This window comes from Kitasatospora sp. NPDC088861, assembly GCF_044750105.1.
Classification (GTDB): domain Bacteria; phylum Actinomycetota; class Actinomycetes; order Streptomycetales; family Streptomycetaceae; genus Kitasatospora.
This window is the reverse complement of the sequence record NZ_JBIVJF010000001.1, coordinates 189,356-212,755: the sequence shown is the minus strand read 5'-3', so window position 1 is coordinate 212,755 and position 23,400 is coordinate 189,356. Positions and strand designations below refer to the sequence as shown.

Here is a 23,400-nt window from a genome sequence, read left to right as displayed (position 1 = left end):
TAACGAATTAGCCTCGGCGGCAAGCCTCCCGCCGGGCGCTGACGAGGGGCTGACGGACTGCTGACGGGGTCGGCGACCAGGGTTTCGGACCCGCCCGGAGGCGCGCGTCAGCCGTCCGTCAGTTGCCGGTCAGTTGCTCGTCAGCGCCATCGGAAAGCGTTTGTTATTCCGCACTTGCAGGCCTTCCACGAGGAGCCCGGTTTGAATCGGCCGTCCGCCATCAGTGAAGTCCTTCCGCTCTCGCCGCTGCAACAGGGACTGCTCTTTCTCTCGGAGTACGACCGTGAGGGGACGGACGTCTACACCATTCAGCTGGTCCTCGACCTGGACGAGCTGACCGACGCCGATGCCGCCGCGCTGCGCACCGCGGCGGGCCTGCTCCTGGAACGGCACCCCAACCTGAAGGCCTGCTTCCGGCACCGCAGGAACGGCGAGGCGATCCAGGTGATCCCCACGTCGGTCGAACTGCCGTGGCGCGAGGTCGCGGTGGCGGTCGGCGCGGCCGGGCCGGAGGCGGAGTTCGACCGGCTCGCCGAGGAGGACCGGCTGCGCCGCTTCGACCTCGCCCGCCCGCCGCTCCAGCGGCTCACCCTGGCCCGCGCCGAGGGCGGGCGCTGCCGGCTGGTCTGGACCGTCCACCACATCCTGGTGGACGGCTGGTCGATGGTCTCGCTGATCGGCGAACTCGCCGCGCTCGCCGAGGAGCTGAAGGCCGGCGGCGCCCCCGCCAGGCAGCCGCAGGCCGGCGCGGCCCGCTACCAGGCGCACCTGGCCTGGCTGGGCGCGCAGGACAAGGAGGCCGCCCGGCAGGCCTGGACCGCCGCCCTGGCCGGGGTCGTCGACCCGACCCGGCTGGTGCCGGCCGGCCGCGACCGGGCCGCCGGCGCGGCCGCGCTGCCGCAGGCCGTCCCGCTGGAGCTGACCCCCGAGGTCTCCGCCGCGCTGACCGGCTTCGCCCGCTCGCGCGGCCTGACCGTCAACGCGGTGGTGCAGGGCTGCTGGGCGCTGCTGCTGTCCCGGCTGACCGGCCAGGACACCGTGCTGTTCGGCGCGGTCACCTCCGGCCGGCCGGCCGAGGTCCCGGACGTCGAGCGGATGGTGGGCCTGTTCGCCAACACGCTCCCGGTCCGGGTGGACGTCGACCCGGCCCGCACCCCGGCCGAGCTCTTCGCCGACGTGCAGCGGTCGCAGACCGCGCTGCTGGCGCACGAGCACCTGACCCTGGCGGAGGTCCAGCAGCTCACCGCCGTGCGCGGCGAACTCTTCGACACCGCCCTGATGTTCCAGAACTACCCGATGGGCGGCCTGCCGCTGGTCACCGGCACCGGCCCCCGGGTGACCGGCGCCGACGTCCGCTCCGCCACCCACTTCCCGGTCACCCTCACGGTCTTCCCCGGCACCCCGTTCGGCCTGGCCGTCAACCACGTGCCCGCGCTGGTCACCCGGGCCGAGGCCGAACTGGTCGGGCGGCGCTTCGCCCGGCTGCTGGCCGCCGCCGTCGCCCGGCCCGACGAGCCGTGCGGCCGGCTGGACGTCCTGGACGAGGCCGAGCGCGCCGAGATCACCGAGGCCCGCAACGCCACCGGGGCGCCGCTGCCCGGCGACTGGCTGGCCCCGCTGCTGGCCGCCCGGGCCGCCCGCACCCCGGACGCGCCCGCCGTGCGCTGCGGCGAGGAGCGCCTGACCTACCGCGAACTGCACGCCCGCGCCGACGCGCTGGCGCACGCCCTGCACGCCGCCGGGGCCGGCCCGGAGCAGGTGGTGGCGATCGCGCTGGACCGCTCCTGCGACCTGGTGGTGGCCGCCCTGGCCGTCCTCAAGTCCGGCGCGGCCTACCTGCCGCTGGACCCGGACTACCCGGCCGACCGGCTGCGCTACATGCTCGCCGACGCCGCCCCGGTGGTCACCCTCACCCACCGCCGGGTGCGCGAACTCCTCGCCGCCGAAGCCGCCGTAGCCGCCGAAGGCGAGATGAGCACCGGCGAGCTGTGGGTGCTGGACGGCCCGGACGCCGCGACCGGTGCGCCCGGGCAGCGCGTACCGGGCACGGCCCCGCGCGCCGACCACCCCGCGTACGTGATCTACACCTCGGGCTCCACCGGCCGCCCCAAGGGCGTCGTGGTGCCGCACCGGGCGCTGGTCAACCTGGTCGAGGACATGGTCGCCCGCTTCGAGGTGACCACCGAGGACCGCTTCCTCGCCGTCACCACCTTCGGCTTCGACATCGCCAACCTGGAGCTGTTCGTCCCGCTCGCCGCCGGCGCCGAACTGCTGGTCGCCGACCGCGAGACGGTCCGCGACCCGGCCGCCCTGGCGGACGCCGTCACCGGCCTGGACGCCACCCTGCTGCAGGCCACCCCCAGCCTCTGGCAGTCGCTCGCCGCCGACCACGCCCCCCGGCTGGCCGGCCTGCGCGCCCTGGTCGGCGGCGAGGCGCTGCCCGAGCCGCTGGCCCGCACCCTCACCGCGCACTGCGCGTCCGTGACCAACGTGTACGGCCCGACCGAGACCACCATCTGGTCCACCGCCGCGCCGCTGACCGCCGCCGAGGCCGGGCCGCCGCCGATCGGCGGCCCGATCGCCAACACCCGGGTGTACGTCCTGGACGGCGCGCTGCGCCCCGTCCCCGACGGCACCTTCGGCGACCTCTACCTCGCCGGCACCGGCCTGGCCCGCGGCTACCTGGGCCGCCCCGGCCTGAGCGCCGAGCGCTTCGTCGCCGACCCGTACGGCCCGAGCGGCGAGCGGATGTACCGCACCGGCGACATCGTCCGCTGGGACGCCGCCGGCACCGCCCTGGAGTACGCGGGGCGCAGCGACCACCAGGTGAAGATCCGTGGCTACCGCATCGAGCTCGGCGAGATCGAGTCCGTGCTCGCGGCGCAGCCCGGAGTGACGCGGGCCGTCGTCACGGCCCGCACCGACCGGGCGGGGGACGCCCGCCTGGTCGCCTATGTCGTACCGGCAGGGATCGACCGCGACCGCTTGCGGGAGCGGGCGTCATCGGTGCTGCCCACGCACATGATCCCTGCCGTGTACGTTCCCCTGGACGACCTGCCGCTGACCCCCAACGGCAAGGTCGACCGCAAGGCCCTGCCCGCCCCGCCGGACGAGCGGGCGGGCACCGGACGCGAGCCCGCGGGGGAGCGCGAGGAACTGCTCTGCGCGGTCTTCGCGGAGGCCCTCGGGCTCGACCGGGTCGGCGCCGACGACGACTTCTTCGAACTCGGCGGCCACTCGCTGTCCGCGACCAGGGTCGCCAACCGGCTGCGTGCCGCGCTCGGCGTGGACGTCCCGGTGCGGACCCTGTTCGACGCCCGGACGGCCGAGGCGCTGGCCCGCGCCCTCGACCCGGACGCGGCGGCGGTCGCCGAGGCGGCGGAGCCGGCCCCCCGGCGCCCCGCGCTGCGCGCCGTCCCGAACCGGCCGTCCTCGGTGCCGCTCTCGCACGCCCAGGAGCGGCTCTGGTTCCTGGACAAGATGGACGGGCCCACCGGCAGCTACAACATCCCGCTGGCGGTCCGCCTCACCGGCCCGCTGGACGCCGCCGCGCTGGCCGCCGCCGTCCGGGACGTGGTGGCCCGGCACGAGAGCCTGCGCACCGTCTTCGCCGAGGCCGACGGGCTGCCGTCGCAACTGGTGCTCTCCGCCGAGGAGGCGGAGCGGGCCGGCGCCCCGCTGGTCGTCGTGGACCTCTCCGGGGCGGCGCCGGGCGCGCTGGAGGCGGCGCTGGCCGCCGAGGCCGTCCACCCCTTCGAGCTGTCCGCCCAGGTGCCGCTGCGGGCCCGGCTGTTCACCCTCGGCCGGGACAGCCACGCGCTGGCCCTGACGGTGCACCACATCGCCGCCGACGGCTGGTCGCTCGGCCCGCTCGCCCGCGACCTCTCCGACGCCTACCGGGCCCGGCTGGACGGCGCCGGGCCGCGCTGGGCGCCGCTGCCGGTGCAGTACGCCGACCACGCGCTCTGGCAGCGCGAACTGCTCGGCTCCAAGGACGACCCGGACAGCCTGGCCAGCGCCGAACTCGCGCACTGGCGCGAGGCGCTGGCGGGTATCCCGGAGGAGCTGGACCTGCCCACCGACTTCCCCCGCCCGGCCCGCGCCGGGCACCGCGGCGCCGAGGTCGAGTGCACGGTGCCCGCCGAGACCCACGCCCGGCTCGCCGAACTCGCCCGGCGCGGCGGCGCCAGCCTGTTCATGGCCGTCCAGGCGGGCCTGGCCGCACTGCTCACCCGGCTGGGCGCGGGCACCGACATCCCGCTCGGCAGCCCGGTGGCCGGGCGCACCGACGACGCGGTCCGCGACCTGGTCGGCTTCTTCGTCAACACCGTGGTGCTGCGCACCGATACCTCGGGCGACCCGGCGTTCACCGCCCTGCTCGGGCGGGTCCGGGAGACCGACCTGACCGCCTACGGGCACGCCGAACTGCCCTTCGAGCACCTGGTGGAGGAGCTCAACCCGGTCCGCTCGATGGGCCGGCAGCCGCTCTTCCAGGTGATCCTGGCCTTCGAGAACAGTTCCGACCCGCTGCCCGAGATGCCCGGCCTGAGCGCCGAGGTGCTGCCGATCGGCAGCACGACGGCCAAGTTCGACCTGTCCTTCCAGGTGCTGGAGCGGACCGGTCCGGACGGCGCCCCGGCCGGTCTGGACATCCGCCTGGAGTACCGCGAGGACCTGTTCACCGGGGCGACGGCGGCCCGCCTCGCCCGGGCCCTGGCCACCCTGCTCGACTCCGCAGCCCGCACCCCCGACGCGCCGCTCAGCGCCCTCGACCTGCTCCCCGCCGAGGAGCGCCGCGTCCTGCTGGAGGAGTGGGCCGGCCCGACCGCCCCGTTCACCCCGGTCACCCTGACCGCCCTGTTCGAGGGCCTGGCGGCCGCCGACCCGGACCACCCCGCGCTGATCGGCCCGGACGGCGTGCCGGCCGGCCCGGCGACGATGCGGCTGTCCTACGCGGCGCTCAACGAGCGGGCCAACCGGCTCGCCCACCTGCTGCTGGAGCGCGGGGTCGGGCCGGGCGACGTGGTCGCGCTGGCGATGCCGCGCTCCGCGCCGCTGGTGGTCGCGCTGCTGGCGGTGCTCAAGACCGGCGCCGCCTACCTGCCGGTCGACCCGCAGTACCCGGCCGAGCGGATCGCCTACATGCTCGACGACGCGGCGCCCGCCCAGGTGCTGACCGTCGAGGCGGTCGCCGACCGGATCCCGGGGCTGCCCGAGGGTGTCGTCCCGCTGGTCCTGGACTCCCTGCGCACCCGGTCTGACCTGACCGGCTGGCCCGACCGCAACCCCGTCGACGCCGACCGCACCCGGCCGCTCCTCCCGCAGGACGTCGCCTACGTGATCTACACCTCGGGCTCCACCGGCCGCCCCAAGGGCGTCGCGGTGCCGCACCTGGGGGCGGCCAACCTGGCCGCCAACCACCAGGCGCGGATGGGCGCGGGGCCGGACACCCGGGTGCTCCAGTTCGCCTCGTTCAGCTTCGACGCCACCGTCTGGGAGCTCGGCGTCTCGCTGTACTCGGGCGGCACCCTGGTGGTCGCCACCGACGAGAGCCGGGTCTCCGGCGAGGTGCTGGGCGCGCTGCTCGCCGAGCACCAGGTCAACCACGTGGTGCTGCCGCCCACCGTGGTGGCCGGCCTGCCCGAGGACGTGGTGCTGCCCGAGGGCCTGCACCTGCTGGTCGGCGGCGAGGCCTGCCCGGCCGCGCTGGTCGACCGGTTCGCCCCGCTGACCGAGTTCCGCAACGCCTACGGCCCGACCGAGGCCTCGGTCTGCGCCACCTGGAGCGACCCGCTGCGCGCCGGCGGCGGCCGCCCGCCGATCGGCCGCCCGCTGGACAACCACCGGCTGTACGTCCTGGACGACGCCCTCGCGCCCGCGCCGGTCGGCGTCACCGGCGAGCTGTACATCGCCGGCACCGGCCTGGCGCACGGCTACCTGCGCCGCCCGGTCACCACCGCCGAGCGCTTCGTCGCCGACCCGTACGGCCCGGCCGGCACCCGGATGTACCGCACCGGCGACCTGGCCCGCTGGCGGGCCGACGGCACGCTCGACTACGTCGGCCGGGTGGACCACCAGGTGAAGCTGCGCGGCTTCCGGATCGAGCTCGGCGAGATCGAGGCCGCGCTGGTGCGCCACCCGGTGGTCGTGCAGGCCGCGGTGCAGGTCGCGCCCTCGCCCACCGGCGTGCCCCAGCTGACCGGGTACGTGGTGCCGCTGCCCGGCGTCGCCGCCGTCGACGTGCCGGTGCTGCGCGCGTTCGTCGCCGAGTCGCTGCCCGCGCACATGGTGCCCGCGGCGCTGGTGACGCTGTCCGCGCTGCCGCTGACCGCGAACGGCAAGCTCGACACCCGCGCCCTGCCGGCGCCCGGTGCCGCGCCCGCCGCCGCGCAGACCCCGGTGCGGCGCCCGGGCACGCCGGCCGAGGAGGTCATCGCCGGGGTCTTCGGCGAGATCCTCGGCCTCGACCAGGTCGGCGCCGACGGGGACTTCTTCGACCTCGGCGGCGACAGCCTGCGCTCGGTGCAGATCGTCAGCCGGGCCGCGAAGGCCGGGCTCACGCTCTCGCTGGCCGACGTCTTCACCCACAAGACGGTGGCGGCCCTCGCCGCCGCCGCCCGGCCCGCCACCTCGCAGCGGCTCCCCGCGACGGTGCTGGAGCCGGTGCTGCCGATCCGGCCGGGCGGCACCGCCGAGCCGCTGTTCTGCGTGCACGGCGGGGTCGGCTTCGGCCTGCCGTACGCGGAGCTGGCCCCGCACCTCGACCCGGCCCGGCCGGTGTACGCGCTGCAGTCCGACGGTGTCGCCGCGCCCGAGGGGGAGTGGGAACGGCCGCAGGGCGTACGGGAGCTGGCGGCCACGTACCTGGCGAGGATCCGCCGGGTGCAGCCGCACGGCCCGTACCACCTGCTGGGCTGGTCCTTCGGCGGGCTGGTCGCGCACGAGATGGCGGTGCAGCTCCAGGCGGCGGGCGAGCGGGTGGCCTTCCTGGCGGCGTTGGACGTCTTCCCGGTGCTGCCGGGCGACCACAACCCGACCGACGAGGAGATCCGCGGGGCGTTCCTCGCCCACCACGCCACCGGGGCGGGCATCGACGACGGGGAGCTGCGCCGGCTGATGGCGGTGATGCGCCACCACACGGACATCGCCCGGGAGTTCACCCCCGGCCGGTTCGACGGCTCGCTGCTGCTGTTCGCCGCTGCCGACGAGGTGCAGGGCGCCCCCGCCGCCGAGCTCGCCGACCGCTGGCGCGCGCACCTGACCGGCGCGCTGACGGTGTACGACGTCGCCTGCGGCCACGAGGAGATGCTCGGCCGGGAGGCGGCCGGCCGGATCGGCGCGGTGGCCGACGCCGCGCTGCGCCGGTCCTGAACGACCGGACGGCCGGGCCCGGAATCCGGGCCCGGCCGTCACGGGGCCGCCGGCGGCGCCCCAGGAGGGGAGCCGCCGGCGTGCCGGGGCGAACTGCCCTCGCCCCGACGGGACTTACAGCGAGGGGTCCTGCATCAGGATCGCCTGATAGAGGTGGTGGAGACGACGACTCGGTTTGAGCCCCAACTCGTCGTCGAGCCACTTCCGGGTGCGATGGAAGATGTCGACGGCCTCCGACTGCCGGCCGCACCGGTAGAGGGCGATCATCAACTGCTCGCTGAACCGCTCGCGTTCCGGGTACTGGGCGAGCAACTGCTTCAGCTCGGCCACCACCGCCCCCGCCTCGCCCGCTTGCAGCTGCGCCGAGATGAGGTCCTCCCGCGCGGTCTTGCGCTGCTCGTCCAGACGCAGCGCGACGGCCCGGCACCAGGGCCCGTCGCTCGTGTCGAGCAGGGCCGGTCCGCGCCACATCGCGAGCGACTTGCGGAGCGTGTCCATCGCTTCGTACGGCCGGTCGCTGACCAGCCCCGCGCCTTTCTCCGCCGTCCGCAGGAATCGGTACGCGTCGACCGCGTCCTCCGAGACGTTGAGCATGTAACCGTTGTCAACCGTGCGGATGAGTTCCTGGTCCGGCCCCTCCAGACCAAGTTCCGCCAACGACTTGCGCATGCGTTTGACATTGGCCTGCAAGGCGTTGCGCGCGTTCTTGAGCGGCGCTTCCCCCCACAGCTCGTCGATCAGTTCGTCGAACGCGACCACCTGGCCGGCGTTGAGCGCCAGCATGGTGAGCATCACGCGATTCTTCTTCGCCCGTAGACCTACGGTGCGCTGACCGTCGCCGATCAATAGTGGGCCTAATATGGAGATGTACACCAAATTCCCCGTCCCTAGCGGTGAACTCCAGCCACAAGCCTTTCTCCTGTGACCTCGGCCCGGCCACCGCCAACAGTGGTCGACGTGTTTGGGGTGGCCTGACAAAGGGGAAAAGCCTGGGTATCATTCGCGCTGGTCAAGTATCGGACACGCCTGGGTCGTCCGGCCATGTACCTTCGTACATGAGTTGATGAACCTGCGCCACCAACCCCACCTGAAGCCGCGACTCCACTCCCAGTTTCGCGAGGATGTTGGCGACGTGCGCCTTCACCGTGCGCTCCGTGACGTGCAGTCGGGCGGCGATGCCGCGGTTGGAGTGTCCGGCACCGATCAGGTCGAAGACCTGCCGTTCCCGTCCGGACAGCGTCCCGACCCGGGTGAGTTCGTTGCGCCAGCGCGCCGAGGCGAGGCTGCCGTCACTGTGCATGGCCACCCCCCTGACCGCCCCCTGCTTCCCCGTGGTGCGTCCGGCGGCAGTTGCGCCCCCCCGTCACCGGGAAGGTCGTTCACGTGCCGACGAACGCGCATGCGATTCTACAACTCCCGTAACAAACCACCACGGGACAGTCGGCGTCAAACCCCTTGCCACGACTGGTTGTGGCCGGTGCCTGCACGAAACGCACACGAAAAGGGCCGGGGAAGGGGCTAAGCCCTTCCCCGGCCGTCGAGTTGGACGGGTCCCGTGTTACGGGAGGGTCGTGCGTGCCGCCGAGGCCGCCGCCGCCGCGGCCACGATGGCCGGCATCCGCGGGGTCCGGGTCGTGGTCTGGCGCGCGAGCCGCGAGGGCCAGAAGGTCTTCCAGCCGAGCAGGGTGACCACGGCCGGCAGGACGACGATCCGGATCACCGTCGCGTCGAGCAGCACCGCGCAGGCCATGCCCACCCCCATCTGCTTCATCTCGATGAAGTTCAGCGAGGCCAGCAGGGCGAACACGCAGACCATCACCACCGCGGCGCTGGTCACCACGCCCGCCGTGCGGGTGATGCCCTGCTCGACCGCCTCCTTCACGGAGAGCCCGCCGCGCGCCGCCTCCCGGATCCGGCTGACCACGAAGACGTGGTAGTCCATCGACAGGCCGAGCAGGATCACGAAGAGCATCAGCGGCAGCCAGGCCACCACCCGGCCGGTGGACTCGAAGTGCAGCAGGTCCTCCGCCCAGGTGTGCTGGAAGATCAGCGCGAGCAGGCCGAAGGAGGCCGCCGCGGACAGCAGGTTGAGCACCACGGTGATCAGCGCGAGCATCACCGAGCGGAACGCGACGGTCATCACCAGGAAGGTCAGGACCAGGGCCACCCCGAGCACCCAGGGCATCTTGTGCATGACGTTCGCCCGGTAGTCGACGTCGAACGCGACGTCGCTGCCGCCGACCGCGAACTCGGCGCCCGCGACCGTGCCGAGGGTCTGCGGGGCGAGGTCCTGGCGCAGCCGGGCCAGCGAGGCGCGGGCCTGCGGGGAGCCGCTGTCGAAGTGGGTGCCGATCGCGATGGTGGCGACCGTGCCGTCGGGGGAGGTGCGGACGGTCGGCGCCGGGTTGTGCACGAAGAGGGCGTCCTGCGAGGCGCGTTCGACCAGCGCCTCCACCGCGCCGCCCAGTTCCGCCGTCCGGTCGGCCGGGACCTTCACCGCGACGGTGTGGGTGTCGGCCTGGCTCGGGAAGGAGTCGGTCAGCCGCTCGTTGGCCTGCATCGCCGGGATCGACCGGGGCAGGTCGTCGATCCCGGTGGCCTTGAGCTTCAGGCCGAGGGCGGGCAGCGCGAGGACGAGCAGCGCGCCGACCGAGAGCACCAGCGCGATCACCGGGTGGCGCAGGGCGGGCTTGAGCATGGTCGACCACAGCCGCGGCTTGACCCCGCCCTTCTGGGTGAGCCGCCACACCAGCGGGACCCGCGGCGCGTCCAGGTAGCGGCCGAACCGGGACAGCATGGCCGGCAGCACGGTCAGCGAGGAGGTGATCGCGATGGCGACCACCAGCACCGCGCCGGTGGCCATCGACTCGAAGGCGATGTGTCCGGCGAGGTAGAGCGCCCCCATCGAGATCATGACGACCACGCCGGACACCAGCACCGAGTGCCCGGAGGTGGCGGCCGCGATCTCGATGGCGTCGATGTTGTTGGCGCCCAACGCCCGCTCCTCGCGCTGGCGCTTGAGGTAGAACAGCGAGTAGTCGACCCCGATGGCCATGCCCATCAGCACGATGACGTGCGTCACCGGCCCCGGGTCGGGCACCAGTTGGGAGGCCACCCCCCACAGGCCCAGCCCGGCGAGCACCGAGGACAGGCCGAGGACGACCGGGACGCTCGCGGCGACGATCGCGCCGAAGACGAAGACCATCACGAGCAGCGTCACCGGCAGGCTCAGCACGGTCGCCTTGCCGAGGTCCTTGCTCAGCATCTCGTTGAGCCCGGCCTTGATCGAGCCGGCGCCGACGAGTTCCATCCGCAGCTCGGTGTGCGACGCGTGGGTCCTCGCCACGGTGTCGATGAGCGGCTGCACCCGGTCGGCGGAGGTCTCCGGATCGCCGTCGAGGGTCACCGGGACGAGCAGGGCCGAGCCGTCCGGTGCGGGCACCGGAGCGTCGATCGAGCTGATGCCGGGGAGGGCCTTCAGGTCGCGGGTGGCGTCCGAGGCCGCGGACTGCGCCTGGACGGGGTCGAGCCGGCCGCCGCCCCACGGGGTGATGAGGACGTTCTCCACCGCGCGCTCCTGGAGGCCGCCGCTGCGGGCGATCGCGGCCGCCCGGCCGGACTGGCCGATGGCGAGGTCGGAGGTGGTGGCCTGCCGGGTGCCCGTGACGCCGCCGACCACGAGGGCCGCCACGACGAACGCCACCCAGAGCGCGATCGCCCACCAGGGGTGGACGGCGCTCCACCGAGCGGCCCTGGTGATCACGTTCCTGCCTTCCACGATCACGTTCCCCTCCTCAAAAGAAATGCCCGGATCAAGACACGGGCCTGACTTATGAGTCCGGCCGGTGCGGTGCGGCGTTCGCCTGCATCACTGAATCTAGTGACGCTTCGACGCATGATCACGGGTACAACTTCGACGATTGGAGGGGGAGTTTCTTCTACTTGACAGCCGACCCGAGAGGGCTGCCGCCGGATTCCCCGGGCGGAATTTGATACCACATCCGCCGGGACACGTTAAAGGGCCCGTCGCCGATCAGTGCGACGGACCCCGCGTATTCCTCGGGCAGCGGCAGGTCGGTGACTCTCCACGGCCCGGGCAACGGCCCGGAGCGTGCGTACACGGTGGCTTCCGGTCCGTCGTGGGCGACCGGGATCCCCATGCCCTGGGTGAGCCTGGCGCCCGAGGCCTTCACGCACGCCTCCTTCCTGGTCCACAGCCGGGTGAAGGCGTCGGGCCCGTCCCGGGCGACCAGCTCCCGTTCGTCCGGGGGGAAGAAGCGACCGGCCAGCCGGGCGGTGTCCAGCTCGGCACGGGCCAGCTCGACGTCCACGCCGACCGGCCGTGATGCCAGGGCGAGCAGGGCGATCTCGCCCGAGTGGGACAGGTTGAAGTGCAGGCCCGGCGCGTCCTCGACGGCCGGCTTCCCCCACGGGCCGCGGCTGAAGCGCAGCCCGGCCGGGTGGCGGCCGAGGCGCTCGCCGAGGACGATCCGGGTGGCGGCGTGCGCGAGCACGAAGCGGCGCCGCAGCCCGGGCAGCTGTCCGCTCCGGGCGCGGGCCCGCTCCTGCTCGTCGAGCAGTTCCTCCAGGTGCGGCGGGTACCCGTCCGGGGCGCCCCGGACGGCCTCGCCGCCCGGCCGGTCCGGGTGCTCGCCACCGGTCAGCGGAATCTGCCAGATCTCGACCGTGTCCCGACCGACCGGTTGTTCTGTCCCGTTCAGAACCGGCCCACCTTTCCGGTGTGCAGCCCCTGGAACAGATTCAGCTTCTGGATGTTCCGTGTCCCCTCCATGAACTCCACGCCCCGTGCGTCCCGGGCGAGTTTGTCGAGGAGCGGGTGGTCCAGCCGGGCGCCGGGCCCGAAGAAACCCGGCGCGCGCATCGTGACGTCCTCGGCGAGTTCGCAGGCGCGGGCCTTCGCGGCCGAGGAGAGGTGCCCGGCGGCCGGCCTGCGGTCCACCGCGAGGGCCGCCCGGTAGGTCAACTGGCGGGCCGCGTCGATGCGCTGGCCGAGCGACTCGAACAGCTCGCGCTCCGCGCCGCGCAGTTCCCGGCGGTTCTCGGCGACGTAGTCGTGGGCGGCCCGGGCGATACCGAGGGCGATCGCGGCCACGCTCGGGCGGAGCTGGTTGAAGACCGAGACGATGCTCCACATCCCCCGCCGGGTCGGCGGCAGGTGGGCGCCGAGCACCCGTTCGGCGGGCACGTGCACCCCGTCGAGGGTGATCCGGGTCAGCTGGACGCCGCGCAGGCCGAGGGTGGGCAGCGGCTCCGCCCGGAAGCCGGGGTCGGCGGTGTCCACCAGGACGGCCAGCACGCCGAGCCGCTCGGTGCCCGCGACCCGCGCGAACACGGCGCCCAGGTCGGCCCGGGCGGCGTTGCCGACGTAGCGCTTCTCGCCGTCCAGGACGTACGAGCCGTCGCCCACCGGGGTCAGCGTGGTGGTCATCTCGCCGATGGCCGAGCCGCGGTCGGGCTCGGTGAGGCCGAAGCAGGTCCAGCGGGGGCGTTCGGCGAGCCGGCCGTACACCCAGTCCTTCTGCGCCTGGCTGCCGAGCACGCTCAGCAGCACCCCGCACATCGAGGCGCCGGGCGCGCCCAGCATCATCCCGGCGTCGCCGCGCGCCAGTTCCTCGCTCACCAGGACCCGCTCCAGGGTGGCCAGGCCGTGCGCGGGGCCGGCACCGGCCTCGGCGGACGCCCGGTCCCACTCCGGCGGCACCTGGTGGCCGGCCAGGAAGCGCACGGCGGGCAGGTCCAGGAAGCGGTGGACGGCGTCCGGGTCCCGGTCGAGGTCGAGCGCGCCCGCCCGCAGGTCTTCGGCCCACCGCCGCACGTACCGGTGCGTGGTTTCCAGCGGGCCGGGCAGGCTGATCACACGTTCCCCTTCCGGGAGTCGACGTTCTGTGCCGTGTCCCCGGCCGGCCCCGGCCAGCCGCAGTACACGTCGGCGAGGAGCTCGGAGGCGTACGCCGCCCGGCCCGGCCCCTCGGCGGTGAAACCGTACGCCCCGAGCAGCCGCAGCAGCGCGCGGTCGGCCTGGGTGATCTGGGCCTGGAGGCGGGCGAGGGCCGGGCCGTCCAGGGGGTGGGCGGGGGCCGACGGGGAGTCGTCCGGCCCCTCGGCGAGGTCGTCGAGGACGCCCTCGATCTCCAGGTGGTCGATCAGCACGTCGGCGAGCGCGCCCTTGACCAGCTGTTGCAGCAGCAGCGAGGAACCCTCGACCTGGCGGCCCGCGAGGTAGGCCAGGCAGGCCTCCCGCAGCCGCTCGGACGCGCCGAGCCGCAGCCAGGCGAGGCCGGTGCCCCAGTCGTGGGCGTCGGGGCCGGCGGGGGCCCGATCGCCACCGGCGGGGCCCAGGACGGCCAGGCCGGGCACCGGATCCCGGCCCCCGTCCCCGTCCTCGTCGTCGCCGAACTCGGAGTACTCGCCGAGGAGTTCGCGCGGGACCACGGCGTGCCCGCGCGGCCCGCGCGGTGCCACCCCGGGGGACAGCGCGCGGGAGAGCAGGGTCAGTGCGGGGACGAGGCCGTCGTTGCGCGCGCTCGTCCGGGCCTCCTGCCAGTGCTCGCGCACCTCGGCCGGAACCGTCATCGGACCCCCAACTCCCCCGTGTCGAGTGTGCAGTAGGCCAGGAATCCGCGTTCCCGGTCGTAGTCGGCCACCACCACCGGGCGGTCCCGGTCGGCGGCGGCGAGCAGGGCGGCCCAGCCGCCGGTGGCGGGCTGTCCGGCCGCCACCTTGGTCCACGGACCGCCGTGTGTCGGAAGTTCAGCACAGCCGTCGGACAGGCCGGAGCCGGTGACCAGCGCGGCCGAGGTGTCCCAGCCGGCGAACAGCCCCGGCTCCGGGAGGCCCTGGGCCGCGCCGCCCAGCGGCGCGCCGCCGCCGTCCCAGTGGATCAGCAGCGCGACCGCGGCGTCCGCGTGGACGGCGCTCTGCCCCGTCGCGGGCAGCGGGAACGGCTGGGTGCCCTGGTCCACGACCAGCAGCAGCAGCCGCGACCAGCCGCACCGCCGGGCGTACTCCACGGCGACCCGCAGCGCGCTGAACGGCGCCAGGACGCCCTGGTCGGACAGGGCGAAGGCGAGCGGCTCGCCCGGCAGCCGCCCCTTCACGCAGGAGGCGACCAGCTCGGCGTGGTCGAAGTCCGGTGCGGAGTAGGCGACCACCACCACCTCGGGGCACTCCTCGGCGGTCAGCGGGCCCAGCGCGTCGAGCGCGCCGTGGGCCAGTTCCACCGAGGTGCGCCGCCCCGAGGCGGCGAACTGCTTGCGGTCGAAGTCCGCGCCGTAGAGCGCCCCGAGCTCGCGGTAGAAGTCCTCCCGCGCGGCCTCCGGCCGGTACGGCGCGCCAGGCCCCGGCGGGGTGTGGGCGCCGGCCCGGATCAGCCGCGGCAGGACCGCCGCCGGGGCCGGGCCGGGCGTGCCGGGCGGGCCGTCCGCGCCGGCCGGGGCCGGCCGCCGCACGGGCGCAGTCGCGCGGAACATGCTTAGGCGCTCGCTTCCGCGGCGACGAAGCCGGCCAGCGAGCCCACGGTCTCGAAGTGGGTCATGTCCAGCTCGTCGGCGTCGAACTGCACGTCGAGGATCTCCTCGATGGTGATGAGCAGTTCGAGCGCGCTGCTGGAGTCCAGGCCCAGCTCGTCGAAGAGGCGGACGCCCGGGTCGGCGCCGGAGACGTCCTTGTTGAGGACCTCCGACAGGCCCTTGCGGACGGCGTCGACGTACTTCACGTCGGCCACGGTGTTGGCGGTGTCGCTCATGGTGTTCTCCTCGGGCTGGTCCCGGCCGTGGGTCGGCCGGTCGGTGGTCAGTTCTGGTCGTCGCCGGGGGCCGCGTACAGCCGCTGGCGGCCGAGCATGGCCTCGACGTCGTCGCGCTCCCGGATCAGGTGCGCCCGCCCGTCCAGGACGAGCACCTCCGCCGGGTAGCCGTGGCTGAGGAAGTGCACCGGCGAGGCCGTCGGCCCGTACGCGCCGGAGCGCTGCACCCCGATCAGCTCGCCGGCCCGCAGCGCCGGCATCGGCACCTTCTTGCCGATGACGTCGTTGGGCGTGCAGAGCGGGCCGGTGATGTGCCAGGGCTCGGTGGCCGGCTCGTCCAGCCGCTCCAGCGCGGCCATCGGGAAGTTGCGCTTCACGTACGAGCCGATGCCGACGGCCGCCATGTGGTGGTTGGTGCCGCCGTCGGTGACCGCGAAGTTCTCGCCCATCGAGGTCTTGGTGTAGCGCACCCGGGTGACGTAGGTGCCGGACGCGGCGACCAGGAAGCGGCCCAGCTCCATGATCATGCGGGTGTCCGGGTGCCGGGTGCGGAAGTCCGCGATCAGCGGGTTGAGCCCGGCGGTCAGCTCGGCGACGTCGAGGTCCTTCTCGTTGTCGAAGTAGGCGATGCCGAGGCCGCCGCCGACGTCGACCGTCTCCAGCGGGAAGCCCAGCTCGGTGGAGAGGCGCTCGGCCAGCTCCAGGATCCGCCGGGTGTTCTCGACGACGGACTCCTCGATCAGGATGCGGGTGCCCAGGTACACCTGGACGCCCATCAGCCGGATGTTGGGGTAGCGGCCGGCGAGGTCCTTGCCCTCGGCCAGCAGCAGCTCCTCGTCGGTGCCGAACTGGCGCGGCTTGCCGCCCATGGTCAGGCCCGAACCCTTCACCGAGAAGCTCGGGTTGACCCGCAGCGCGACCCGGGCGGTGATCCCGCGCTCGCGGGCCACCTCGTCGATCAGGTCCAGCTCGCCGATCGACTCGCAGACGATCGCGTGGATGTCCTCGTCCAGGCAGGCCGCCACCTCGCCGCGGCTCTTGCCCGGGCCGAGGAAGATGATGTCGCGCGGCTCGACCCCGGCCCGGCGGGCGGTGACCAGCTCCGTCAGCGAGGACACCTCGGCGCGCGAGCCCAGGCTGTGCAGCAGCGCGCAGACGGAGATGTTGGGGTTCGCCTTGAGCGAGTAGAAGACCTCCAGCGCCGGGTGCAGCGCCTCGCGCAGCCCCTGGAAGCGGGTGGTGATCTCCTCGCCGTCGTACAGGTAGAGCGGGGTGCCGAAATCCTCGGCGAGCTCGGTGATCCCGAGGCCCTGCACCTCGAATGCGACGCTCACGGTCAGCTCCGTTCCGGGTAGGCCGCGAGGCGGCGGGTGATGTCGGTGTCGAGCGCCTCGATCTCCTCGTCGGAGGCACCGACGAGCACGCCGTACAGCCGGCCCTCGAAGCCGTCCGCTTCGGTGTCGGCGGCGGTGCCCGCGGCGGCGTTCACCGTGGCGTAGTTGTTCACGAACAGGCCGCGCGGGCGCGGTCCCCGCTCGGTCAGCAGCAGCCCGTCCAGCACCTCGGCCAGTTCGGCGAAGGGCAGCGGGCGGGTCAGCCGCAGCGGGAAGTGCCGGGCGACGGCGACCTCGTCGGCCCCGGCCAGGCCGCCCTCGTGCACCACGTTCTGGTACGTGGACATGTTGTTGCGGGCGTTGATCTCGATGACCGGGTACAGGCCCTCGTCCGGGTCGACCATCGCGTCGACGCCGACCACGCCGTAGTAGCCGTCGGCGGCGAGCCGCTCGCCGAGCCGCAGCGCCGTCGCCCCGATCTCGGCGACCTGCCCGTCGGTCAGCCGGGCCGGGATCCGGTGGCCCTTGTGGACGCCGCCCTCGGTCAGCAGCTCCTTGACGAAGTCGAAGTGCGTGGAGCCGTCCCGGCCCACCGTGAACTGGTAGTTGAGGTCGCAGCGCTTGGCGACCCACTCCTCGATCACCAGCGCGGTGCGCGGGGCCCCGCCCGCGGCCTTGGCGGCGCGCTCGGCCTGCTGGACCGCCATCCGGTGCAGCCGGCCCAGCCGGGCCTCGGAGTCCAGCACGACGATGCCCTTGCCGGACACGCCGAACGCGTCCTTCAGCACCACCTTGCGGCCCGCCGCCAGCAGTTCACCGGCCGCGGCCACCGCCTCGGCCAGCTCCTCCAGCGTCTCGCAGGCCCAGCCGCGGGCCTGGCGGATGCCCAGCTCGTCGGAGAGCCGGCGGCTGTACACCTTGCTGTTGACCCGCTTGCAGACCGCGGCGGTCGGCGCGCCCAGCCGCAGCCCGGTGCGCTCGGCGAGCTCCTCCTCGACGGTGGAGATGCCGTGCGCGGTCAGCCGGGCGCCCTCGGCGGCGACGGCGGACAGCGCGCGCAGCAGCTCGGGGTCGGCGAGGGCGTCCTCGCTGACGGTGCGCTGCGGGTCCTGGCCGGCCACCACGTGCACGGTGGGCAGCTCCAGGCCGAGGCCCTCCAGGTAGCCGCGGTAGCCCTCGTCCAGGGCGGTCTTCAGCACGACGTGGTCGTCCTTGCCGCCGAGCAGCAGCGCGAACTCGTCCATGCGGTTCACCACCGCACTGCCCGCGTGCGAGGCGACCCGGGGCAGCGCGGGCTCGCCGAGCGCCCAGTGGTTCTCCACCTCGAAGTTGCCCAGGAACACCAGCGGGGTGTCCGCGGACCCGGTCACGGCGCGCTTGAGGCGCGCGCTGAAGCCGGAGGACGGTAGATGCATGTCGACCTCGTCATTTCTCGTGTGCGCTCGGGCGCGGTGCGGCGGGTGCGCGGGTACTGCGGTGCTGCGGTGGTGCGGGTGCGCCGGTACTGCGGGGGCCGGCCGATCCGGTGGGCGGCCGTCAGTGCTCCAGGACCATCGCGGCGAAGGTCGCCCCGAGCCCCACGCTGGTCATCAGGTAGCGGTCGCCGGGGCGCAGCCGCCCCAGCTCGGTGGCCTTCTGCAGGTTGATGAAGGGGTCGGCGCAGAAGCAGTGCCCGGTCTCGCCGACCAGGTCGAGGAAGACCTTGTCGAGCGGCAGCCCGAGCGCCTTGCAGACGCCGATCCACGACAGCCGGTTGACGTTGTGCGGCAGCACGAGCGCCAGCTCGTCGAGGCCGCAGCCGGCCTCCTCCAGGGCGGCGCCGATCACCTCGCACAGGCCGGGCCCGTACAGGTCCTGGAACTCCTTGGCGGCGGCGTCGCCCATGATGAACTCGTCGCCGAACTGGGTGTGGGTGCGCGTCGCGTAGCCGAGCATCCGGTCGGAGCCGGCACGGTCCGCGCTCACCAGGAAGGCCACGGTGCCCTCGCCCATGACGGTGACGTCCGGGATGGACTGCGTCCGGGTGGTGCACGCCTTCTCCCCGGCCAGGACCAGGGCGAGCGCGTTCGGATCCGGGTCGGCGGCCAGCAGGGTGCCCGCCAGGTCCAGCGCGAGCAGCCCGGAGGCGCAGGCGTGGTGCGAGACGACGAAGCCGGCGGCGTGCTCCAGGCCGAGCTCGACCTGGATCGGCCGGAGCGAGGTCATCGGGTACGGCAGCGGCGACGGCATCGTGCGGGCCTGGAGGACGTACTTGACGCGCTGTTCCTGCCCGCGCAGCTCCACCAGCTTGGTCGCGGCGCGCAGCAGCAGCTCGGTCTCGGTGGCCGCGGGGTCGCGGCACACCTCGGAGAGCCCGTAGAAGCGCTGGTAGCGCCGGAGCTGCACATCCGTCAGCTGGAGTTCCTGTTGGAAGCGCGCGATCGGGATGGTGTCGGGAAGACAGCTGGAGACTGCCGTGATCGACGTCATGCCAACTACAGTCGCCTGGAGCGCTGACGCTTAGCTGACGCTGCGCTGACCACCGCCGGCGGGGCCGGGGCGAGCTCCCCGCGGACGCCGGGGAGGTCCGGCCCGCAGGCGTGGTCGACCGTCCCGTACCGCCGGGCGGAAACGACCGGAGGGGTGGCCTTTCGGCACACCCCTCCGGATCGGATCAGGTCCTACTCGTCGTCGGCCCCGCCGAGGTCGCCGAGGTCGGTGCCGTCCGGGGTGCCGCTGATCGCGTACCCCTGGCGGCGCGCCTCGTAGCAGGCCACCGTCGCGGCCGCCGACACGTTCAGCGAGCCGACCCGGCCCAGCTGCGGTACGAACACCACCTGGTCGCAGAGCGCCAGCGCGTCGGGGGTGATCCCGCGGTCCTCGTGCCCCAGCACGAAGGCCACCGCCGGGGTCAGTTCGGCGGCGAACATCGGCACCGCCTCGTCCGCCAGCTCCAGGCCGACCACCTTGAAGCCGTCCGCCTTCGCCGCCGCGACCGCCTCCGCGACCGTCGGGAAGTGCTCCACCTTCAGGTACTTGTCGGTGCCCATCGCGGCCTTCTGCGCGCCCGAGGAGCGCACCGACGGGGTCTCCCCGGCCAGGTACAGCTTCTCGGCGCCCATCGCGGCCCCGGTCCGGACCACCGAGCCGACGTTGAACGGCGACTGCAGGTTCTCCAGGATCATCGCGAGCCGGAACTCGTTGCTGCGCCGCCACGAGCGGTGCAGTCGCTTCAGTTCGGTCCCGCGCAACTGCTTCACGACGACGTTCCCCGTCCACTCTCCGTGCCCTCGCCCGGCTCCGGGCGGGGTCGTGCTTCCAGAATCCGGAACCCGTTGACCGACGCGACCCGGGTGGTCGGGTAGCCCTGCTCGTTCAGCCACTTCTGCAGCGAGTCCGAGCCCAGGTGCTTCTGCACCACCAGGAACGCCGAGCCGTCCGGGGTCAGCCGGCCGAGCCAGTGCGTGAGCAGCCGGCGCAGCGCGGCCTTGCCGATCCGGATCGGCGGGTTGGAGTAGATGGTGGCGAACCGCACGTCCTGCGGGACGTCCTCGGGCAGCGCGGCCTGGACGTTGCCCAGCCGCAGCGCCTCGGCGTTCAGCCGCACCAGTTCCAGCGCGCGCTCGTTCACGTCCACCGCCCAGACCGGCAGCCGCCTGCGCCGGCTCGCCCAGGTCAGCGCGATCGGGCCGTAGCCGCAGCCGACGTCCAGGATCGGGCCGCGCACCCGCGGCTGCGGGGCGTGCTCCAGCAGGATCCGGGTGCCCGGGTCGAGCCGGCCGCGCGAGAACACTCCGGTGTCGGTGGTCAGTTCGAGGGTGAGGTCCGGCAGGGAGACCGTGATCGGCCGGCGCTCGCTGGCGACCTCGGGTGCACCGGTGAAGTAGTGCGAGCCGGACATGATTTCCCCGTCGTTCGTAAGGGCCTCGGGGCCACCGGGTGGGTGTGGGTAAGCCCTTGGTACGGCACCGATCGTACCCCCGGTGGCCTGCGGCGCGTTCCGTGCCGGCCGGCGGCCCGGGCGCCGCGGGGCCGCCGCGGCGCAATCGCGCCCGGCCGCCCGGCGACGGATACTGCCAGTACCGCCCCCGCGCCCGTGGGAGCCTCCGGACAGTGCCTCCGAACAGTGAGGACGGACGCCATGCCGCAGAATCACGAGGACTACCTGATCGACGAGGCCGTCGAGACCGTCGAACCCGACGACGAGGCACCCGAGGGCGACGAGTACGACGAGGTGGCCGAACGCCGGGCCGTCGGAGCCGACCCGGCCACCGATGTCGCCGACGCCGCCGAGCAGAGCCGCGTCGTCCAGCTCGACGAGGACGAGTACCGCGAGTAGCCGCCGCCGGGCCCGGTCCGGGGCGCCGTCCGGGGTGCGCGCGCTGTCCGGGGCCCTACAGCGCCCGGCGGCGCTGCAGCCAGGTCATCGCCGCCCAGCCCGGCAGCACCGGCAGGATCAGCGTCAGCAGGCGGTACGTCGCCACCGCCGCCAGCGCGCCGCCCTTCTCCATCGACGCGGTCTGCTGCAGCAGCGCGATCAGCGCCCCGTCCACCGCGCCGGCCCCGCCCGGGGTGGGCGCCACGTTGCCCGCCGCGTTGCCCACCAGGAACACCACCGCCACCGAGGCGAAGGACGGCTCCCGGCCGATCGCCCGGGTGCAGCAGTACAGGCAGCCGATCAGGCAGATCGACACCAGCAGCTGCCCGGTCAGTCCCACCGCCAGCCGGGCCGGGCTGCGCAGCAGGTCCAGCAGCCGCGGCAGCACCTCGGTGGTCAGCGGCCGCAGCCGCGCCGCCAGCCAGCGCCGGGCCGGCGGCACCGCCGACACCACCGCCAGCAGCGCCGCCGCCCCCGCCAGCCCGCCCACCACGGCGGGCAGCGCGTCCAGCTCCGAACCGCCCGGTTGCAGGTCCAGCAGGTAGACGAAGGCGCCCAGCTGGAGCAGGTGCAGCACCAGGCCGATCAACTGCCCCACCCCGACGCTGGACAGCGCCTGCGCGGTCGGGATCCCGGCCCGCTGCAACAGCCGGGTGTTCAGCGCGATCCCGCCGACGCCCCCGGGCGACACCAGCTTCACGAACGCCCCGGCCAGCTGCGCCAGCACCGCGTTGCGGAAGTCCAGCCGCTCCGGCACGAACCCGACGAACCCCATCGCCGCCGTCACGTGGCTCAGCGCCGCCGCCAGCAGCGCCAGCGCCAGCCACGCCGGATCGGCGTCGGCCACCGCCGAGATCGGGTTGTCCTCGGCCGCGAACAGCTGCGGGATCAGCAGCCACCCGGCCACCACCCCGCCCACCACCGCCAGCAGGGTCCGCGGCCGCAGCCGCTCCAACCGCACCGGCCGCACCTCCGCCTGCGGCCTGGTCCGCAGCACCTCCGCCCGGATCTCCTCCAGCAGCCCGCCCCCGCCGGCGGCGGCCTCGTCGGGCCCGGGGCCTGCCGGGCCGTCCGTGCGGGCGGCGGCGGTCGGGCGGGCGGTGTGCTTGAGGGCGTGGCGGGTGGTGCGGGCGAGCGCGATGGGCTGGAGGAGGGGGAGGGCGGCCTCGACGGTGTCGGCGCCGAGGACGGTGACAGCGGTGTGGACGGAGCGGGCCGCGCCGGCCCGCAGGGCGAGGGTGGTGAGCAGCTGGGCGATGTCGCAGCGCAGCACGAGTTCGCTGGCCGCGATGTCGCCGTCGGCGAAGTCGACCAGGTGCACCGCGCCGGTCGCGTCCACCAGCAGCGAGGACGGGACGAGCGCCCGGTGGGCGGTCTCCCGGCGCTGGAGGCGGGCGAGCTGCCGCCAGGCGTCGGCCAGCAGGTCGTCGGTGATCTCCTCGTCGGGGAGCCGGTCGAGGGTGCGTCCGGGGAGGTGTTCGTAGGCGATGAGGGCGGTGTCCTGGCCGAGGCCGGCGGTGGCGGCGATGCGGCGGGTGCGGACGCCGGCGGCGAGGGCCGCGTAGGTGACGAGCGCCTCGTGTTCGAGGCCGGCGCGGGGGGAGCGCAGGGCCCGGGGGTGGGGGGCGGTGCGCAGCCGCAGGCGGCGCCAGGCGCGCTGGACGGCGGCGGCGGTGACGGCTTGCCGGTCGAGGAGCTGGACGTCGAGGTCGGGCCGGTCGTCGGCTTGCCGGACCAGGTAGCGGTCGGGCCCGGCGGGGTGGGCCTCGGCCGGGTGCAGGCCGCTCTCGCGCAGGGCCCGGAGGATCTCGCCGGGCCTGGGCAGCGGGTCGGGGGTGCCGACGGCGTAGAGGGTGCCGTGGGCGCCGGTCCAGCCGATGAGCAGGCCGAGCAGCAGGGCGGTGGGGGTGGCGTACCCGCCGGCGAGTCCGGCGAGGCCGGAGAGGGCGAGGACGGCCCAGGGGGCCCGGTGTTCGCGGTTGCCGGAGGCGGTCATGAAGGCGAGGACGGGCGCGAGGTAGCCGTAGACGGGCTCGGTGTGGCCGAGGGCGCCGCCCGGTAGGGCCTGGGTGAGGGCGGCGAGCAGGGAGACGGGGGCGACGCCGTCGGCCCACAGGTCGAGGAGCAGGGTGGCGCCGTAGGCGAGGACGGCGGCGAGCAGGCCGTCGGAGACCTGCTGGAGGGCGCGTCGCCGATCGGGGCCGAGGAGGCGGCGGGCGGCGAGGACGACGGGCACCAGCAGCACGGCGGCGGTGGTGAGGCCGCCGGCGAGGCCGGCGAGCGGCCGGGGCACCAGTTCGGCGGCCTCGGCCACGTCGGCGGCGATGCCGCCGGTGGTGGCCCGGGCGTAGTCGGCGAGCAGCAGGGTGAGGGCGATGGCGATGAGCCCGGTGAGCAGCCGGATCAGGGCGACGGGCTGCCGGATCCGGCCGGGTTCGGACACCGCCCGGGCCGGGCCCCGGCCGGCTCCGGCGCTCGCCGGTATGCCGGTGTCCGCCGGTGCGGGCGTGCCGGCGGTGTCGCCACCGCCGGTGTCGCCGTTCGTTCTCCCCGTCACGATCGCCACGGGTGGC

16 protein-coding genes are annotated in these 23,400 nt (G+C 74.3%); 2 read left to right on the top strand and 14 right to left on the bottom strand.

Annotated features, from left to right (window positions below):
• Positions 1-201 precede the first annotated feature (201 nt).
• The gene (locus ACIP37_RS01005) at positions 202-7,371 is read left to right on the top strand and encodes an amino acid adenylation domain-containing protein (RefSeq protein ID WP_400843013.1); all 7,170 of its coding nucleotides are present in this window, start codon (positions 202-204) and stop codon (positions 7,369-7,371) included.
• 114 nt (positions 7,372-7,485) lie between these two features.
• Here ACIP37_RS01005 and ACIP37_RS01000 read toward each other — a convergent pair whose 3' ends face one another.
• From ACIP37_RS01000 to ACIP37_RS00940, 13 genes are all read right to left on the bottom strand, one after another.
• On the bottom strand, positions 7,486-8,244 hold the full coding sequence (locus tag ACIP37_RS01000) for an AfsR/SARP family transcriptional regulator (protein ID WP_363582478.1): 759 nt from the start codon (positions 8,242-8,244) through the stop codon (positions 7,486-7,488).
• A 136-nt stretch (positions 8,245-8,380) separates the two neighbouring features.
• Positions 8,381-8,671 carry a helix-turn-helix transcriptional regulator gene (locus ACIP37_RS00995; protein ID WP_107453059.1) on the bottom strand — a complete coding sequence of 97 codons (291 nt, stop codon included), beginning with the start codon at positions 8,669-8,671 and terminating at the stop codon, positions 8,381-8,383.
• Between the two features lie 258 nt (positions 8,672-8,929).
• Positions 8,930-11,155: an MMPL family transporter gene (locus ACIP37_RS00990; protein ID WP_363582476.1), complete on the bottom strand. Its 2,226-nt coding sequence runs from the start codon at positions 11,153-11,155 to the stop codon at positions 8,930-8,932.
• A 154-nt stretch (positions 11,156-11,309) separates the two neighbouring features.
• Positions 11,310-11,885 carry a 4'-phosphopantetheinyl transferase superfamily protein gene (locus ACIP37_RS00985; protein WP_363582474.1) on the bottom strand — a complete coding sequence of 192 codons (576 nt, stop codon included), beginning with the start codon at positions 11,883-11,885 and terminating at the stop codon, positions 11,310-11,312.
• 203 nt (positions 11,886-12,088) lie between these two features.
• Complete coding sequence (locus ACIP37_RS00980; protein WP_363582472.1) at positions 12,089-13,249, bottom strand: acyl-CoA dehydrogenase family protein; 1,161 nt, start codon at positions 13,247-13,249, stop codon at positions 12,089-12,091.
• Positions 13,246-13,965: a hypothetical protein gene (locus tag ACIP37_RS00975; protein ID WP_363582470.1), complete on the bottom strand. Its 720-nt coding sequence runs from the start codon at positions 13,963-13,965 to the stop codon at positions 13,246-13,248. The genes ACIP37_RS00980 and ACIP37_RS00975 overlap by 4 nt, the downstream gene beginning before the upstream one ends.
• Positions 13,962-14,861, bottom strand: coding sequence for a hypothetical protein (locus ACIP37_RS00970; protein WP_400843009.1), 900 nt, complete (start codon positions 14,859-14,861; stop codon positions 13,962-13,964). The genes ACIP37_RS00975 and ACIP37_RS00970 overlap by 4 nt, the downstream gene beginning before the upstream one ends.
• A 2-nt stretch (positions 14,862-14,863) precedes the next feature.
• Positions 14,864-15,136: an acyl carrier protein gene (locus ACIP37_RS00965; protein ID WP_063348736.1), complete on the bottom strand. Its 273-nt coding sequence runs from the start codon at positions 15,134-15,136 to the stop codon at positions 14,864-14,866.
• A gap of 47 nt (positions 15,137-15,183) precedes the next feature.
• The gene (locus ACIP37_RS00960) at positions 15,184-16,470 is read right to left on the bottom strand and encodes a type III PLP-dependent enzyme (protein ID WP_400843006.1); all 1,287 of its coding nucleotides are present in this window, start codon (positions 16,468-16,470) and stop codon (positions 15,184-15,186) included.
• 2 nt (positions 16,471-16,472) lie between these two features.
• Positions 16,473-17,885, bottom strand: a complete 1,413-nt coding sequence (locus tag ACIP37_RS00955) for a hypothetical protein (protein ID WP_363582464.1) — start codon at positions 17,883-17,885, stop codon at positions 16,473-16,475.
• 121 nt (positions 17,886-18,006) lie between these two features.
• Positions 18,007-18,939, bottom strand: a complete 933-nt coding sequence (locus tag ACIP37_RS00950) for a 3-oxoacyl-[acyl-carrier-protein] synthase III C-terminal domain-containing protein (RefSeq protein ID WP_363582462.1) — start codon at positions 18,937-18,939, stop codon at positions 18,007-18,009.
• Between the two features lie 191 nt (positions 18,940-19,130).
• Positions 19,131-19,709: a TrmH family RNA methyltransferase gene (locus ACIP37_RS00945; protein ID WP_363582460.1), complete on the bottom strand. Its 579-nt coding sequence runs from the start codon at positions 19,707-19,709 to the stop codon at positions 19,131-19,133.
• A complete protein-coding gene (locus tag ACIP37_RS00940) occupies positions 19,706-20,350 on the bottom strand; it encodes a class I SAM-dependent methyltransferase (RefSeq protein ID WP_063348741.1) in 645 nt (214 codons plus the stop codon). Before ACIP37_RS00940 ends, ACIP37_RS00945 begins: the two co-directional genes overlap by 4 nt.
• 240 nt (positions 20,351-20,590) lie before the next feature.
• On the opposite strand from ACIP37_RS00940, the gene ACIP37_RS00935 reads away from it, so the two are divergent.
• Positions 20,591-20,788, top strand: coding sequence for a hypothetical protein (locus ACIP37_RS00935; RefSeq protein ID WP_363582458.1), 198 nt, complete (start codon positions 20,591-20,593; stop codon positions 20,786-20,788).
• Positions 20,789-20,843: 55 nt separating this feature from the next.
• Here the strand turns inward: ACIP37_RS00935 and ACIP37_RS00930 are convergent, their stop codons facing one another.
• Positions 20,844-23,393 carry a lysylphosphatidylglycerol synthase transmembrane domain-containing protein gene (locus ACIP37_RS00930; protein WP_363582456.1) on the bottom strand — a complete coding sequence of 850 codons (2,550 nt, stop codon included), beginning with the start codon at positions 23,391-23,393 and terminating at the stop codon, positions 20,844-20,846.
• Between the last annotated feature and the right edge of the window lie 7 nt (positions 23,394-23,400).

What these genes read in the sequence shown, in the direction of transcription:
- ACIP37_RS00955 (WP_363582464.1), bottom strand. Translation starts at nt 17,885, where the DNA reads ATGCATCTACCGTCCTCCGGCTTCAGCGCGCGCCTCAAGCGCGCCGTG.
- ACIP37_RS00995 (WP_107453059.1), bottom strand. Translation starts at nt 8,671, where the DNA reads ATGCACAGTGACGGCAGCCTCGCCTCGGCGCGCTGGCGCAACGAACTC.
- ACIP37_RS00965 (WP_063348736.1), bottom strand. Translation starts at nt 15,136, where the DNA reads ATGAGCGACACCGCCAACACCGTGGCCGACGTGAAGTACGTCGACGCC.
- ACIP37_RS00950 (WP_363582462.1), bottom strand. Translation starts at nt 18,939, where the DNA reads ATGACGTCGATCACGGCAGTCTCCAGCTGTCTTCCCGACACCATCCCG.
- ACIP37_RS00935 (WP_363582458.1), top strand. Translation starts at nt 20,591, where the DNA reads ATGCCGCAGAATCACGAGGACTACCTGATCGACGAGGCCGTCGAGACC.
- ACIP37_RS00975 (WP_363582470.1), bottom strand. Translation starts at nt 13,965, where the DNA reads ATGACGGTTCCGGCCGAGGTGCGCGAGCACTGGCAGGAGGCCCGGACG.
- ACIP37_RS00970 (WP_400843009.1), bottom strand. Translation starts at nt 14,861, where the DNA reads ATGTTCCGCGCGACTGCGCCCGTGCGGCGGCCGGCCCCGGCCGGCGCG.
- ACIP37_RS00940 (WP_063348741.1), bottom strand. Translation starts at nt 20,350, where the DNA reads ATGTCCGGCTCGCACTACTTCACCGGTGCACCCGAGGTCGCCAGCGAG.